Origin of the sequence: Micromonospora sp. 050-3, from assembly GCF_046549335.1 — a bacterium.
Classification (GTDB): Bacteria; Actinomycetota; Actinomycetes; order Mycobacteriales; family Micromonosporaceae; genus Micromonospora; species Micromonospora trifolii.
In genome coordinates this window covers 1,632,894-1,648,980 of sequence record NZ_JAJPVX010000001.1, presented here as the reverse complement: position 1 = coordinate 1,648,980, position 16,087 = coordinate 1,632,894, and the positions used below count along the sequence as shown (strand labels likewise).

Below are 16,087 nucleotides of genomic sequence, written 5' to 3'. Positions count from 1 at the left end.
GCTAGCGAGCAGGCCGGGATGGTCGCTATCCGCGCGACGCGGGCGCTATCCGCGGTACGCGGCCGGACTCTTTTCCTGTCGGGTCGACGGCTTTCGGGTCTGGTCCGGCCCGGTCACGCCTTACGGTCAGCGCGACGGGACGCCCGGGAGGTGTCGGATGGATGCGGTGACGGTCCGCACGGACGACGTCGACCGGGCTCGCGCCGAGGTGGGTCGGGTCTTCTGTCCACACCGGCTCACCCCACAGCCGGGTGTGCACAACGTGCAACTGCGGATGGCGGCTCGCCGGGCGGGCGGGGTGGGTGTCATCGACCTGGACTACGGGCAGGCGGTGCGCATTCAACCGCCCGCGCTGGAGAGCTTCTACCTCGTCCAGATTCCCGGCGCCGGCAGCACGATGGTCCGGCACGCCGGTCAGACCGTGACCTCGACCCCCGACGTCGCCTCGGTCCTGTCCCCGTACGACCCCTCGGACATGCGGTGGTCCGAGGGCTCGCCCCACCGGATCTTCTACGCCGACCGGCGCGCGGTCGACCGGGAACTCGCCCGTCTGCTGGGCCACCCGGTGGACGACCCGGTCCGCCTCGACGTCGGCATGCTCATGACCACGCCGACCGCGCAGGCGTGGGCGCGCGGGGTGGCGTTCCTCGCCGACGAGTTGTCTCAGCCGGCGGACGCGTCCCTGTTCGACCACCCACAGGTAGCCGCCCGTTTCGAACAGGGGCTCATCGGCAAGCTGTTGCTGGCCCATCAGCACAGCCACTCCCACCTGCTGGCCGAGCCGGGCCAGCACGCCCACCCCGGGCGTCTCGTCCGCCGGGCCTGCGCCCTGATCTCCGAACACCATGAAGAGGCACTGACCGTCGGTGACGTCGCTGAGGCGCTACGGGTGAGCGTGCGGACACTTCAGGACTGTTTCCGCCGTGAGTTGCAGACCACCCCGACCGCGTACCTGCGGGCCTGCCGGCTCGACGCGGCGCACCGCACGCTCCGCTCGGCCCCGCCGGGGATGTCCGTGACGACGGTCGCCCTGCAACACGGCTTCGTGCACCTCGGTCGGTTCGCGACCGAGTACCGGACGCGATTCGGGGAGTCACCGTCCGCGACACTGCGACGCTGACCGGGCCGTCCCGCGTCGTACCGTCCGGGCCGCGTGCTGGCACCAGCGGACGGTACGACCTGCGGGGCGTCAGGTCAGCCGGCCGACCCCGGCACCCGCGACGACCAGCGCCGGAACGTTTGCCGCCGGGTCCAGTTGGTACGGGTAGTAGGTACCCGGTTCGACGACTGTGCCGGCGGTCTCGGGCTGGCCGGAGTTGACGAAGACGTTGCCGCGCTGCACGGCACGGCCGGGGCCACTGTCGGCGTACCCGCTCGCGGAGTGCAGCGGGTACGGGACGTCCCGGAAGTAGTTGCCCTCGACCAGGACGCCGGCGTTCTCCGTCGACGCCACGCCGTAGAGGGTGTTGCCGAGGAAGTAGTTGTTGTAGACGTGCACCGGCTCGCCGAACCGGACCCGGGGATGGCGTTGGCGGCTGTGGTCGAAGAAGTTGTGGTGGATGCTCACCTTGAGGTGCCCGACGTCGGTGGACGCCGAGCCGTCGGAATGCCCGATGAGCATGCTCTTGTCGGCGTGGTCGAAGTGGTTCCAGGAAACCGTCACGTAGTCGGCGCCCCGCACGATGTCGACCGAGCCGTCGATCGCGCCGGCGAAGCGGTTGTGGTCGATCCAGATGTGGTGGGAGTTCTGGCCGACGTTTATCGCGTCGTCCTCGGCGTCAGTGAAGTTGATGTTGCGGACGATCACGTTGTACGACCGGTAGAAGTCCAGCCCACCCCCAGTGATCTCGGCGTTCCCGACGCCGATGATCGTCTTGTGCGGCCGCACCCCCTGCTTACTGCTGATCCGGATCACGCCGCTGACCTGGATGACCATCGGGCCGATGGTGTCGATGTGGTCGAGGAAGTCCGCCGCGTTGGTCGCGGTGACCACCGGGCCTCCGGCGCCGCCGGTCGTACCGTTCTGACCGAGCGCCACGACGCTGGCGAACCCGCCCGGTTGTCCGGCCGGCACCGCGCTCGGCGAGGCAGCGGCGAGTGTCGACGACAGCTTGCCCACCCCGGCGCCGGCCGGAACTGTGGTCGGGACGTCGGCGGCGGGGGTGAGCTGGTAGGGGTAGTAGTCACGTGGATCGGGAACGGTCCCCCGGGTCTCGATCGGATGGTTGCAGGCGACGAGGATGTTTCCCCGGGCCACGATCCGGCCCAGATCGCCGCTGAAGTCCACCCGGCCGGGGTTGTTCACTGAATAAAAGTAGTTGTTCTCCATGAGCACGGCGGCGTCGTAGGTGGACGCGACGCCGTAGCTGTTGTCGTAGTAGTAGTTGTTGTAGACATGCGCCAACGCGGAGAACCGTACGCGGGGGTTGCGCTGGTCGGAACGGTCGAAGAAATTGTGGTGATAGGTGACCCGCAGCCGGCCGATGTCCTGCGGGCCGGCGTCCTCGTCATGACCCAGCAACAACGTCTTGTCGTGATCGCGGAAGTGATTCCAGGAGACGGTCACGAAATCGGAGCCCCGTTTGATGTCAACCGCACCGTCATCACCATTAGAGAACTCGTTGTGGTCGATCCAGATGTGGTGGGAGAACATCTGCACGTTGATCAGGTCGTCGCTCGCGCCGGTCAGGTGCAGGTTGCGAATGATGATATTGTGTACGGCGTTCGCCGGCGGTGCGGTGACGTCGTCGTCGACGGGGACACCGATGTTCAACCCGCCGCCGGAGAGCGTGGCGGTGGCGCCGAGCCCGATGATGGTCTTGTCCGAGGCGACGTTGTGCATTCCGTCGTTGCTGCCTGCGGGCAGATTGATGGTGCCGGCGACCTGGATGACGTGGGGCCCCGGCCGGGCGATGTAGTCCAGGAACTGGGCGGCGGTGGTGGCGGTGACTGTGGGTCCGCCGGCTCCGCCGGTGGTGCCGGTCTGGCCGAGCGCGGCGACGCTGGCAAAGCCGTCGGCGGGGCCGGCGACGGCTCTGGTTGCCGGGTCCGCCGAGGCTGCGGTGCGGGCGGCCTGGGCCAGCCCGGGTGGGGTGAGTAGGACGGCGACGAGGCCGACGATGGCGGGTGACCACCAGCGCGGCGGGATGCGGCGAGCGGGCGTGGAGAGCATCTGGCTGCTGCCTTTCGCGGGACGGAACGCGGACCGGGCGTGGTCCGACGGGCCGCGGCGGCGTGCTCGGACCGGTCGGCGACGCCTGGACGTCGGCGTCGCCAGGCACGGGCCAGCGCCGGATCGGCCGGCGATCCGTGGCGGTGGGGTGCGGGGGCGGAAAGCGCTTTCCGGCACCCATGCTAGGCGCGGCGATTAATTCATGTCAATCAACAGATCTTGATTTTCTGCAAACGGTTGTCGCATTGATCATGGTCTACGTTGCTGATCTAGCAGCCGCCGAAGGTCAGCGTGACGGTCCCCTCCCCCGTCAACGGGGATAAATGCCGCAGGTTCGCCACAGAGCATTGACGTTGGTCGCGGTTCCGTGCTTACTTCGCTGCAAACCTTTGCAGGCTCGGGAGGTGCGTACGGGTGCCAGCCCGGCCCGTTGATCGAGGCCGTCTCGCCCACCCCGGCCACCCGCCCACCGGGTGGCAACGCGCCGCGCCGACACCCGCCGGGACCGACGACCGGACCTGCGTCACCGACAGCTCGACCGACCTCCAAAAGAGCGCATCGGGAATCGACAACTGAACGACGGCAGCCGCACAACAGCATCCGACTGCCGCACAGAACGGGCACGATCGTTCGGTGAAAACCGGACCGAATGCCTGCCGACTCGACCGCCAGCGGCCGGGCGATAAGTGTTGCCCAAATAGGCTGCAACATACCTGCACATTCAATTTGTTGACTCTCGCCAGTGCGTCTCCCTACCGTTCGTGTATGGCTCGTTTCGTATCCGTTACGGAATCGAAAATCTGAGACCGCCACCACCACCAGGGAGGTCCACGATGACATCACCGAAACCTCGGGGCCGGCCGAGGCCCCGGCTGATCGCGGCGGCGCTCGCCGCCGGAGCGCTTGCCGCCACAGCGGTGCTCGTCGCCACCCCGCCCGCCTTCGCCGACACGCTGCTCAGCGACGACTTCTCCGACGGCAACTCGACCGGCTGGTCGCGGTCGGGGGGCAGTTGGTCGGTGGTGACCGACGGTTCACTGGTCTTTCGGCAGTCCGGCACCAGCAGCGACGCCCGAGCGTTGACCTCCGCCGCCGGCTGGGCGGACTACGGCGTCCAGGCGCGGGTCAGACCCACCGGGTTCGGCGGCACGAACCGGCACGTCGGGGTGATCGCCCGGGCACAGAACAGCAGCAGTTACTACGCGCTGGCGGTGACCGCCAGCGGCGGCGTGCAACTGCTCCGGCGTGCCGGTGGAGACCCGGTGGCGCTCGACTCGGCCACCGGCGGCGTGACCACCGGCAGCTGGGCCACGCTGCGCCTGGAGGCCGTGGGCACCACACTGCGGGGCTACGTCAACGGCGTGCTGGTGGTCGAGGCGACCGACAGTGCCTTCGCCGCCGGCCGCGCCGGGCTCGCCACGTCGTATGCCAGCGCGTCCTTCGACGACGTCCGGGTGGACACCGAGACCGGAGCGCCCGGGGAGCCGCCCGGCGAGCCGACACTGCCACCCACCGAGCCGCCACTGGACCCGGGCGCACCGCCGATCGGCTTCGCGTCGGTCAACGCGCTCGGCCAGAACGGCACCACCGGCGGCGCGGGCGGTCCGACAGTCACCGTCGACACCGCCGCCGAGTTCCTCGCCGCGATCGGCACCGCCGGCGCGTTGAACATCCGGGTCAGCGGCGTGATCGCGCTACCCGGCCCGATGCACGACGTGACCTCGGACAAGACGATCGTCGGCGTGGGCGCCAGCTCGGGCATCACCGGCGGGGGCCTGAACATCGGCCTGCCGGTGAGCACCGCGACCAGCCCTCCCGCCAACGCGGTGCACAACGTGATCGTCCGCAATCTCAATTTCCGCAACACAGTGGACGACGCGATAAACGTGCAGATGTTCTCGCACCACATCTGGATCGACCATAACGACCTGGCGTACGGCTATGACGGGCTGATCGACATCAAGCGTGGCGCCAGCTACGTCACCGTCTCCTGGAACCACACCCACCACCACACGAAGAACATGCTGCTCGGACACGACGACAGCAACGCCGCCCAGGACACCAACTATCTGAAGGTGACCTACCACCACAACTGGTTCGACCGGACCCCGCAGCGCAACCCGCGGGTCCGTTTCGGCGAGCCGGTGCACGTCTTCAACAACTACTTCGTCTACAACACCGACGTCGGGGTCGCCTGCCAGCTCAACTCGGGCTGCGTGGTCGAGGGCAACTACTTCGAGGACGTCGAGGTGCCGTGGTCGATCAGCTACGCCGGGTCCAAGGGTCGGCTGATCGCCCGGAACAACGTGCTCGCCGGCACCAGCGAGCCGGGTGACGCGGGTGGCTCGGTGCAGGAGCCGAGCGCCTACTACCCGTACACGGTCACCGATCCGAACACGATCAAGTCGGTCGTCTCGGCCGGCTCCGGAACCGGCAAGCTCGGCTTCTAGCAGCGGCGACGGGGGCCGGGCCACGGCACCGGTCCCCGTCGACAAGGGACCACGCCACTCTCATAAATCGATGCTCATCGATTTGTTACCACCACCACCAAGGAGGTTCCGTGCACACCACCGAAACCTGGCGAAAGCATCGCCGAGGTCTCCTGCTCACGATCGGGGCAGCGCTCGCCGCGGTCACCCTCGCCCTCGGCATGGGCGCCACCGGCGCCTACGCCGACACCCTCTTCACCGACGACTTCGAGGACGGCAACGCCACCGGATGGACCGCGTCCGGGGGCAGCTGGACGGTCGCCACCGACGGCTCCCGGGTCTACCGACAGTCCGGCACCAGCAGCGACGCCCGGTCGTTGGCCGGTACGGCGAGCTGGACAGACTACTCGGTCCAGGCCACCGTCAAGCCGACCGCGTTCAACGGCTCCAACCGCTTCGTCGCGTTGCTGGCCCGGGCGCAGAGCAGCACCAGCTACTACTACCTGGCCCTGCGCAGCAACAACACCGTCGAGCTCAAGCGGCTCAGCGGCGGCTCCAGCACCACGCTGGACAGCGCCGCGACCACTGTGACCGTCGGCACCGCGTACACGCTGCGGATCGACGTCGCCGGCAGCTCGCTGAAGGGCTACGTCAACGGCACGCTGCTGACCGAGGCCACCGACAGCCAGTTCGCCAGCGGCCGGATCGGTGTCGCCACCTTCAACGCCAGCGCGAACTTCGACAACGTGCAGGTCACCAGCGCCACCCCCGGGCCAGACCCGACCGACCCGACGCCGGAACCGCCCGGTGACCCGGGCACGAACGTGGCGGACGGCTGGGCCTCGGTCGACGCCTGGGGTCAGAACGGCACCACCGGCGGGGCCGGCGGCCCGACCGTCACGGTGACCACCGCGGCGCAGTTCATTGCCGAGGCCGCCTCGGCCGGTTCGAAGATCATCCAGGTCAGCGGGCTGATCGCACTGCCCGGCCCGATGCACGAGGTCACCTCGGACAAGACAATCGTCGGGCTCGGCGCCAACTCGGGCTTCACCGGCGGCGGCCTCAACATCGGCCTGCCGATCGACAACGCGGTCACCAGCCCACCCGCGAACGCCGTGCACAACGTCATCCTGCGGAATCTCAACTTCCGCAACTGGGCCGACGACGCGATGAACGTGCAGATGTTCTCCCACCACATCTGGATCGACCACAACACCTGGACCACCGGCTCGGACGGCGGCCTCGACATCAAGCGCGGCTCGTCGTACGTGACGGTGTCCTACAACCACGCCGACGGCACCAACAAGAACATGCTGCTCGGGCACGACGACGGCAACGCCGCGCAGGACACCGGGCGGCTGAAGGTCTCCTACCACCACAACTTCTTCGACGAGACCCGTCAGCGCAACCCCCGGGTCCGCTTCGGCGACCAGGTGCACGTCTACAGCAACTACTACCTCAACACCGGTGACTACGGGATCGCCGCGACGGAAAACTCCGGCGTGATCGTGGAGGGCAACTACTTCGAGAACGTCGACGACCCGTACCACCTGGCCGAGGCCGACTCCGGCCCCGGTCGGCTCGTCGCCCGCAACAACTGCCTCATCAACTCCGGCACGGGTGAGACCGGCGGCAGCGTGACCAACCCGCCGTACGCGTACACCATCACCACCGCCTGCGACATCAAGGCCGTCGTGACCGCGCAGGCCGGGGTTGGCAAGGTCGGCCTGCCGGGCGGGCCGACCAGCCCGCCCCCGACGACGCCTCCCCCGACCACGCCTCCCCCGACCACCCCGCCGCAGACCGGCCTGGTCGGCTGGGCCACCCAGAACGGCGGCACCACCGGCGGCGCGGGTGGTCAGACGGTCACCGTCTCCGACGGCCCGGCGCTCGCCGACGCCCTGGAATCGGCATCACCACTGATCATCCGGGTGCAGGGTTCGCTCACCATGCCGGACAAGATGAACGACGTCCGCTCCAACAAGACAGTGCTCGGCGTGGGCAACGCCACGCTGGACAACGGCCTGAACGTCAGCAGCGCCAGCAACGTCATCATCCGTAACCTCACCTTCCGGGGCTGGGACGACGACGCGGTCAACGTGCAGAACTCGCGCAACGTCTGGATCGACCACAACACCTTCGACGGCGGCTACGACGGCGCGTTGGACATCAAGCGGGAGTCCGACTTCGTCACCGTCTCGTGGAACCGGGTCACCAACCACACAAAGAGCATGCTGCTCGGCCACGACGACGGCTTCACGGCCGACATCGGGCACCTTCGGGTGACCTACCACCACAACTGGTTCGACGGCAGCAAGGAGCGGCACCCCCGGGTCCGGTTCGGCGACCCGGTGCACGTGTTCAACAACTACTACTTCGGCGCTGACTACGGCGTCGCGTCCACCATGGGCGCCGGCGTGCTCGTCGAGGGCAACTACTTCGAGAACGTGACCCGGCCGACCGCTGTCGGCTACGCCGAATCGGACCCGGGTGACCTCGTCCAGCGCGACAACGTCTTCGTCAACTCCGGTGTACCGGAGAGCTCTGGCGACGTCGCGGCCATCCCCTACTCCTACCAGCTTGACGCCGCCAGCGGTGTGAAGGCGAGCGTCACCGCAGGTGCCGGCGCCGGACGCATCACGGTCTGACAACCCAACCAACCAAACCAATCGGCGGGGCGGCGGCCACCAGGCCGCCGCCCCGCCCTCCGCTGAGCGGGCCCCTGAGGCTGACCCTCTGGCGGTACGGTGTCCGCGTGCCGAAGGTGAGCAACGCTCTCGACAGCACGCGCTGGGCGATGATCGGGGCCCGGGTCGCGTGGGGTGCCGCAACAGCCACGCACACCGACGGCACGCGATGCCTCGCGCGCATGGTCGGCTCCTGATGATTCGCCTCAACCGCCACCCGCCCAATGCGCGGACGGCCCGCAACGGCGTCGCCCTCGGCCTTTTCTTCTATCTCTGCATCGGCGCCCTGTGCGCGCTCCTGCTCTACTTCGCCCTCGACGAGCCGGGCCGCGGTCTGGCCAGCGGCTCGACGTTCGTGACCGGCTCAGTAGGTACCCTCAGTTGCCTGCTGATGGTCCTCGCCACCGCGACCGCACTGCTCAACCGACGCTGGGCCACGCCCGCCCTCGTCGTGCTCGCCTTTGGCATGTGGGTGATCGGCGTGATCGTCGTCATCATCGTGGCCGGCGCGAATGCGGACCTCAATATTTTTTCGCAAGCCATCCTTCTCCTAGCCGCACGTCCCCGGCTTCTGGTCAAGAACTACCTCGCCGGTCTCACCATGGTGGACGTGCAGCCCGCGAGACCGTCAGCTGGCTGACGCGTACGAAGTCACCTCAGACCGCGCGAGCCACGCAGATTCGGGCACCCAGACGCGGGCCCGCTTCGTAGATCATGTAGCCCACGCCGCCGTCGGTGCCGAAGCTCGGCGACGCGACCCGACCGTTGTCCGAGGCGATCGGGCTGTGGAACACCCCGAGATGCACCTCCCGGTCGAAGGCGTTGCCGACCTCGGTGAGATGCATCCTCCCGTCACCGCCGTGGTAGACGACGTACGCGGTGCCGTTGCGGGTGAGCAGGTGTGGGGCCGAGATGTCGCTCAGGCCGTCGCCGGCCGGTGAGATCAGCGGCTCCGGCGCGAACTGCCACTGGTCCCAGCCGTTTGGCGACCAGCCCCAGAAGATCTTGCGGGTGCCGGGGCGGATCGTGTGCGCTCCCATGTAGAGCATCACGTACTTGTTGGCCAGCCCGGTCACGCGGTGCTCGAAAACCCGGGCGTACGACGTCTCGGTGGTGTTCGGTACGAGCCTGGTGCTCAGGATCGGCGTCTCGTCGCTGAAGGTGATGCCGTCTCGGGACCGGGCCACTCGGGTGGTGGTGTTCTCCCCGTGGAAGTAGAGGAAGAACTCCCTGCTGGAGGCGTTCCAGACGACGTGTGGTGATGAGACGTGGCTGACCGTCGTGGTAGGTAGCGCCCGGTCGACGATGGGGTTGCCGGGGTGCTCGGTGTAGGGGCCTTCCAGCCGGTCGGCGTAGGCGAGGCAGATCCCGCCGGGCGAGTCGTGCGGGGCGTAGTAGAGGTAGTAGCGCCCCTTGGCACCGGTGATCTTGTCGTAGACCCCGCGCACGCAGGGAAAGATCGTTTCGCCGGTGGGGTTGTAGGCCAGTGGGCGGTCGAACGCGTCGCGGACATACCGGTAGCTGGGGAAACCGGCCGGCCCGGCCAGCGCCGGTGTGCCCTGGAGCAGGGGGCCGACCCCGCCGGCCGCGGAGGCGGCGCCGAGCAGCGCCGCGCCGCGCAACAGCCCACGCCGGCTCAGCTCGGTGGGTCGGCCGGAGGGCGGATTCGGGTACGCGTGTGCCATCTGGTGTCTCCGATCGTGAGGGGACGCTCGTCGATCGCGGAGCGTGGGTGGTGGCGCGGCGGCGACCCGGGAGGCACGGACGAGAGCGCAGCCGGTGTCACTGTCGGTGAGGTGGCTGCCCGGCCGGTGGCCCGGGGTCGTCATCGACGAGTCTGGCCGGGTCCTCAGTCGACCGTCAAGGTGCTAATACGAATTATCGAGCGGCTTTCATCGGTAGAACTTCTTCGCCCGAAGGTCTTGACGGCAACGCCGGGCGCGCCGCACCATTTCACCTCACCGACGCTAATGCGTATTACCTCGGTAACGATTGGACACGGAACGTGACTGGTTCGCGCAGGCGAGTCACCCAGCACGACATCGCCCGGATGACCGGCGTCAGCCAGGCGACCGTCTCGCTGGTGCTCAACGGCCGCGACGACGGCAACGTCAGGATCGCCCCGGAAACCCGGGAACGGGTCCTGCACGCCATCCGCACCACCGGATACGTCGCCGACCCGGTCGCCCGCCGGCTCGCCGCGCGGCACAACCGCATCCTCGGTGTGTTCACCTACGAGCCGGTCTTTCCGACCGGCACCGGCGACTTCTACCACCCGTTCCTGGTCGGCATCGAGGAGTGCGCCGAACGGCTCGGCTGTGACCTGCTGCTGCTCACCAGCGCGCCGGTGGCGGGTGGCCGGCGGCGGATCTTCCACGACGACAACCGGCTCCGCCTGGCCGACGGCTGCGTCCTGCTCGGCCGATCGCTGGACCGCGACGAGCTGACCCGGCTGGTCACCGAGGACCAACCGTTCGTCTCGGTGGGACGCCGCGACGACGCGGGCGGGCCGGTGCCGTACGTCGGCGCCGACTACCCGACCGCCACCGCCGCCGTGGTGCGCCGCGCACTGGCCGCGGGTCACACCGCGCTGGCCTACCTGGGCCAGGGCGCCGGCCCCGAGTCGCACGCCGACCGGATGCGCGGCTTCCGGGCCGCGCTCGAACAGGCCGGACGCACACCACGGCACCTGCCGACCACCGACCGCTCCCCCGCCGAACTGCTCGACGCCCTGCTCGCGGCGGGCGTCACGGCGGCGGTGGTCGAGGAGTACGCCGACGGCGTGGCCATCGCCCAGCTGGCCCGCGAACGGGGCCTGGACATCCCGGGTGACCTGTCCATCCTGGCGCTCGGCGACCCGACCCGACCGGCCAGCACCGACATCGACTTCACCGGCTTCCGCATCCCCCGCCGCGAGATGGGGTGGCAGTCCGTCGAGGTGTTGACCGGGCTGCTGGAGGCGGACCCGGAAACCGTGCCGCAGCGGCTGGTGCCCTGCCAGCCCGTCGACGGCGCCACCCTCGCGCCGCCGAAGGTGACCCCGTGAAAGGACAGCTCTTGCCAGAGATGCAGGCCGAAGTTCTGATCGTCGGCGGTGGACTCGGTGGCGTCGCCGCGGCCCTCGCCGCGCTGCGCGTCGGCCGTTCGGTGGTGCTCAGCGAGGAGTACGACTGGCTCGGTGGTCAACTCACCAGCCAGGCCGTTCCGCCCGACGAACACTCCTGGGTCGAGCAGTTCGGCGTCACCGCCAGCTACCGCAAGCTGCGCGACGGCATCCGGGACTACTACCGCGCCTACTACCCGCTCACCGACCGGGCCCGCCAGGCAACCGCGCTCAATCCGGGAGCCGGGCACGTGAGCCGGCTCTGCCACGAGCCACGGGTCGCGGTCGCGGTGCTGGAGGCGATGCTCGCGCCGTACCGGGGGGCCGGCCGGCTGCGGCTGCTCCAGCCGTACCTGCCGGTGGGGGCCGACACCGACGGTGACCGGGTGACCGGGGTGACCCTGGCGCACCGGGACAGCGGGGAACTGGTGCACGTGGCCGCGCCGTACGTGCTGGACGCCACCGAGACCGGCGAACTGCTGCCGTTGACCGGCACCGAGTACGTCACCGGCTTCGAGTCGCGGGGCGAGACCGGGGAGCCGAGCGCGCCGGACGAGGCGCAGCCGAAGAACATGCAGGCGTTCTCGGTCTGCTTCGCGGTCGACCACGTCGACGGCGACCACACCATCGACCGGCCGGCCCGGTACGACTTCTGGCGGGCGTACCAGCCGCCGTTCTGGGGCGACCGAATGCTCTCCTTCCGCTCACCCAACCCGCGCACGTTGGAGATCTCCGAGCGCAGCTTCACCCCCAATCCGGACGACGACCCGTGGCTGGTGATGGCCGACCAGCGGCTGAGTCCGGGCGACGGCAACCTGTGGACGTTCCGCCGGATCGCCGCTCGGCGCAGCTTCGTCCCGGGCAGCTACGACAGCGACATATGCCTGGTCAACTGGCCGATGATCGACTACTTCGAGCACCCACTGATCGACGTGCCCGACCCCGCCCACCAGATCGCGGCGGCCCGGGAGCTCTCCCTGTCGGTGCTCTACTGGCTTCAGACCGAAGCGCCCCGCGCCGACGGCGGGACCGGCTTCCCCGGGCTGCGGCTGCGCGGTGACGTCACCGGCACCGGGGGCATCAGCACCGGCGGCGACGTCGCGCACAGCGGTCTGGCCCAGGCCCCGTACATCCGTGAGGCGCGGCGCATCCGCGCCGAGTACACGGTCGTCGAGCAGGACCTCTCCCTGGCGGTGCGCGGAGACAAGGGCGCGGCCAGCTACCCGGACGCGGTCGGCGTCGGCATGTACCGCATCGACCTGCACCCGTCCACCGGCGGGGACAACTACGTCGACGTGGCCTCGTGTCCCTTCGAGATCCCACTCGGCGCCCTGATCCCCCGGCGGGTGGAGAACCTGCTGCCCGCCGGGAAGAACATCGGCACCACCCACATCACCAACGGTTCGTACCGCCTGCACCCCGTGGAGTGGAACATCGGCGAGGTCGCCGGTCTGCTCGCGGACTTCTGCCTGGCCCGCCGGGTCACTCCCCGCGCGGTGCGTTACACCCCCGGCCTGCTGGCCGAATTCCAGAACCGCCTCGCCGACGAGGGCGTCGAGCTGCGCTGGCCCGACATCGCCGGCTACTGAGGGAGAACCCTGATGAGGAACGGTTGACGGCCGTCGTCGCGCTCGCCGCGATGCTCGGCCTGAGCGCGTGCGGCGGCGGCGACAGCGCCGGCTCCGACGGCCCGGTCTCGCTGCGGATGACCACCTGGTCGGCGAACGAGGCACACCTGAAGCTGTTCAACGAGATCGCGGCGGAGTACCAGAGCAGCCACCCCAACGTCGCAAAGATCACCTTCGACCCGATCCCGTTCGAGAGCTACACCACCACGTTGACCACCCAGATCGCCGGCGGAAACCCGCCCGACCTGGCCTGGGTCCTGGAGAACGCGGCTCCCGACTTCGTCTCCTCGGGCGCGCTGCTGCCGCTGGACGAGACCCTGCGCAAGACCGACGGGTACGCCTTCGACGAGCTGGCGCCGGCCGCGACGAAGCTGTGGCAGGCCGACGGCAAGCTCTACGGCTACCCGTTCTCCACCTCACCGTTCGGCATCTTCGTCAACACCGACCTGGTCAAGGCCGCCGGCGCGAAGAGCCCGGCCGAGCTGATCGCCGCCAACGCCTGGACCTGGGAGAACGCCGTGACCACCGCTTCGGCGGTGTCCGCCCGGACGGGCAAGGCGGGCCTGGTGGTGCGGGACTTCGACTACAAGGGCTGGGACAACCTCTCCACCATCTGGACCGGCTGGGGCGCCCAGGCGTGGAGCCCGGACGGGAAGACCTGCGGCTTCAACGCCACCGAGATGGTCGACGCGATGACCTTCCTGCACCAGGCGATCTTCACCGCGAAGGCGCTGCCCGGCCCGGGTACCGCAGCCGACTTCTTCGCCGGCGAAGCCGGCATGACGATCACGCAGATCTCCCGGGCCTCGCTGCTGGAGAAGCAGAAGTTCGGCTGGGACCTGGTACCGCTGCCGGCCGGCCCGAAGGGCGGCTACTCGGTGATCGGCCAGGGCGGCATGGGTGTGTTGAAGAAGGGCAAGCACGCCGACGTCGCCACGGACTTCCTGGCCTTCCTCACCAATCCCGCCAACTCCGCCAAGCTGGCGCAGTTCTTCCCGCCGCCGCGTACCCCGCTGCTCACCGCGGCGACGCTGGCCAAGACCAATCCCCTGCTCAAGCCGGAGCAGTTGCAGAGCGTGGTGATCGACGGGATCGCCAACGGGGTGGTGAAGCCCAACCACACCGGACAGGCCGAGCTGAGCCAGGCCGTGCGGTCGGCGCTCGACCCGATGTGGAAGGCCGACGCGGACGTGCGGGGCGTGCTCGACGGGGTCTGCTCGGCGATCAACCCGCTGTTGGCGAAGTAGGGGATCAGCGATGCCGGTCCTGACGGACAACGTGGCGGGTCGGGCTGAGCCCCGGCCCGCCCCGGGCGGCACGGCAGCGTCGCCGCGACGCGGATGGTGGACCAGTCGTCGACGTGACCAGCTGGCCGGCCTGCTCTTCGTGACCCCACAACTGGTGGGTACGGCCCTGTTCGTGCTGCTGCCGCTCGGCCTGGTGGTCTGGTACAGCCTGCACGAGTGGAACGTGCTCGCGGACACCTTCGACTTCGTGGGCACTGACAACTACCGCGAGCTGGTGGACGACCCGAAGCTGCCGGGCGTGCTCCGGAGCACGCTGTTCTTCTCCGTCGGCCTGGTCGTGTTCAACCTCGCCCTGGCCCTGCTGCTCGCCGTCCTGCTCAACCAGCGGCTGCGCGGCACAGTGGTTTTCCGGACGCTGTTCTTCTCGCCGGTGGTGGTCTCGCTGGTCGCCTGGACGATCGTCTGGGGCTTCCTGCTCCAAGACAACGGCGGCATCAACGGGGTGGCCGGCGCGGTCGGCCTGGACGGCCCGAACTGGCTGCGCGGCGAATGGACCGCGCTGCTGTCGGTGATCGTCGTCCAGGTGGTCAAGAACGTCGGCCTCAACATGGTGCTGTTCCTCGCCGCGTTGCAGGGCGTGCCCGCCGAACTTTACGAGGCGGCCCGGGTCGAGGGGGCGAGCCGGTGGACCCAGTTCCGCCGGATCACCGTGCCGCTGATCAGCCCGACCATCCTGCTGACCTCGATCATCACCGTGGTCGGCGCACTACAGGTCTTCGCCCAGATCGCCGTACTCACCCAGGGCGGGCCGGGCACCTCGACCACAGTGCTCGTCTACTACCTCTACCAGCAGGCCTTCCAGTTCCACCAGTTCGGGTACGGCTCGACGCTGTCGGTGCTGCTGTTTCTGATCGTGCTGACGCTGACCATCGTGCAGTGGCGGATGCGCAGGAAGTGGGTCTTCCATGAACAATAGGCTGCCCTTGCGGGCCCGGGTGGCGATCTATGGGCTGATCTGCCTGCTGGCGGTCCCGTTCGTCTTCCCGACCTGGTGGATGGTCACCTCGTCGTTCAAGCCGGTCAGCGACATCTTCGCGTTCCCCCCGTCGTTGGTCCCCACCGAGCTGAGCTTCTCGGCGTACCGGCGGGTGTTCGAGCTGCAACCGTTCGCCCAGCAGTACCTCAACAGCGCGTACATCGCCGCGGTGGTAACCGTCGGCACCCTCGCTGTCTCGTCGCTGGCCGGCTACGCGTTCGCCCGGATCCGGTTCCGTGGTCAGCACGCGCTCTTCCTGGTGGTGCTGGTGGGCCTGCTGATCCCGAGCGAGGTGACCATCGTGCCGCTGTTTCAGATGTTCAACTCGGTCGGGCTGATCGACACCCACTGGCCGCTGATCCTGGTGCCGACGCTCGGCGCGCCGAGTGTGCTGGCCACCTTCATCATGCGGCAGTTCTTCATCACCCTGCCCGGCGAGTTGGAGGAGGCCGCACGGGTGGACGGGCTGGGCCGGCTGGCGACCTTCTGGCGGATCGCGCTGCCGCTGGCCCGTCCGGCCCTCGGCGCGGTGGCGATCTTTACCTTCCTGCACAGCTGGAACCTGTACCTGGAGCCGATCGTGTTCCTGTCCACCCCGGAGAAGTTCACACTGCCGCAGGCGCTGACCCAGTTCGTCGACGCGTACGGCGGCCCGATGTGGGACGTCCAACTCTCGGCGGCCTCGATGACGGCGCTGCCCGTCCTGGTCGTGTTCGTCATCGCGCAGCGGCAGTTCATCGAAGGGCTCGCCCACACCGGTCTGAAGGGCTGACCTGTCGGCCAGG

11 protein-coding genes are annotated in these 16,087 nt (G+C 68.8%); 9 read left to right on the top strand and 2 right to left on the bottom strand.

Annotation, left to right across the window (positions count from 1 at the left end):
* The first annotated feature begins 166 nt into the window (after window positions 1-166).
* A complete protein-coding gene (locus ACLJOK_RS07470) occupies window positions 167-1,120 on the top strand; it encodes an AraC family transcriptional regulator (RefSeq protein ID WP_410817111.1) in 954 nt (317 codons plus the stop codon).
* A gap of 69 nt (window positions 1,121-1,189) precedes the next feature.
* Here ACLJOK_RS07470 and ACLJOK_RS07465 read toward each other — a convergent pair whose 3' ends face one another.
* Entirely contained in the window at window positions 1,190-3,172 is a 1,983-nt protein-coding gene (locus tag ACLJOK_RS07465) for a polysaccharide lyase family 1 protein (protein WP_410817110.1), read from the bottom strand.
* 833 nt (window positions 3,173-4,005) lie between these two features.
* Between ACLJOK_RS07465 and ACLJOK_RS07460 the strand changes: the two genes are divergently transcribed.
* The 3 genes from ACLJOK_RS07460 (at window position 4,006) to ACLJOK_RS07450 (ending at window position 8,928) form a co-directional block, all read left to right on the top strand.
* On the top strand, window positions 4,006-5,622 hold the full coding sequence (locus ACLJOK_RS07460; RefSeq protein WP_410817108.1) for a family 16 glycoside hydrolase: 1,617 nt from the start codon (window positions 4,006-4,008) through the stop codon (window positions 5,620-5,622).
* 110 nt (window positions 5,623-5,732) lie between these two features.
* Window positions 5,733-8,249 (top strand): right-handed parallel beta-helix repeat-containing protein, encoded by a 2,517-nt coding sequence (locus ACLJOK_RS07455; RefSeq protein ID WP_410817107.1) that lies wholly within the window; start codon window positions 5,733-5,735, stop codon window positions 8,247-8,249.
* Window positions 8,250-8,484: 235 nt separating this feature from the next.
* Window positions 8,485-8,928 (top strand): hypothetical protein, encoded by a 444-nt coding sequence (locus ACLJOK_RS07450; RefSeq protein ID WP_410817106.1) that lies wholly within the window; start codon window positions 8,485-8,487, stop codon window positions 8,926-8,928.
* Window positions 8,929-8,944: 16 nt separating this feature from the next.
* On the opposite strand, the gene ACLJOK_RS07445 is transcribed toward ACLJOK_RS07450, so the two are convergent.
* On the bottom strand, window positions 8,945-9,973 hold the full coding sequence (locus ACLJOK_RS07445) for a hypothetical protein (RefSeq protein ID WP_410817105.1): 1,029 nt from the start codon (window positions 9,971-9,973) through the stop codon (window positions 8,945-8,947).
* Between the two features lie 320 nt (window positions 9,974-10,293).
* On the opposite strand from ACLJOK_RS07445, the gene ACLJOK_RS07440 reads away from it, so the two are divergent.
* From ACLJOK_RS07440 to ACLJOK_RS07420, 5 genes are read left to right on the top strand one after another with little or no spacing between them, the layout of a single operon-like run.
* Window positions 10,294-11,334 carry a LacI family DNA-binding transcriptional regulator gene (locus tag ACLJOK_RS07440; RefSeq protein ID WP_410817104.1) on the top strand — a complete coding sequence of 347 codons (1,041 nt, stop codon included), beginning with the start codon at window positions 10,294-10,296 and terminating at the stop codon, window positions 11,332-11,334.
* 20 nt (window positions 11,335-11,354) lie between these two features.
* Entirely contained in the window at window positions 11,355-12,980 is a 1,626-nt protein-coding gene (locus ACLJOK_RS07435; RefSeq protein ID WP_410819283.1) for an FAD-dependent oxidoreductase, read from the top strand.
* A 23-nt stretch (window positions 12,981-13,003) separates the two neighbouring features.
* Window positions 13,004-14,266, top strand: coding sequence for an ABC transporter substrate-binding protein (locus ACLJOK_RS07430; protein WP_410817102.1), 1,263 nt, complete (start codon window positions 13,004-13,006; stop codon window positions 14,264-14,266).
* Window positions 14,267-14,276: 10 nt separating this feature from the next.
* Window positions 14,277-15,242, top strand: a complete 966-nt coding sequence (locus ACLJOK_RS07425) for a carbohydrate ABC transporter permease (RefSeq protein WP_410817100.1) — start codon at window positions 14,277-14,279, stop codon at window positions 15,240-15,242.
* On the top strand, window positions 15,232-16,074 hold the full coding sequence (locus tag ACLJOK_RS07420; RefSeq protein ID WP_410817098.1) for a carbohydrate ABC transporter permease: 843 nt from the start codon (window positions 15,232-15,234) through the stop codon (window positions 16,072-16,074). Before ACLJOK_RS07425 ends, ACLJOK_RS07420 begins: the two co-directional genes overlap by 11 nt.
* Window positions 16,075-16,087: the final 13 nt, after the last annotated feature.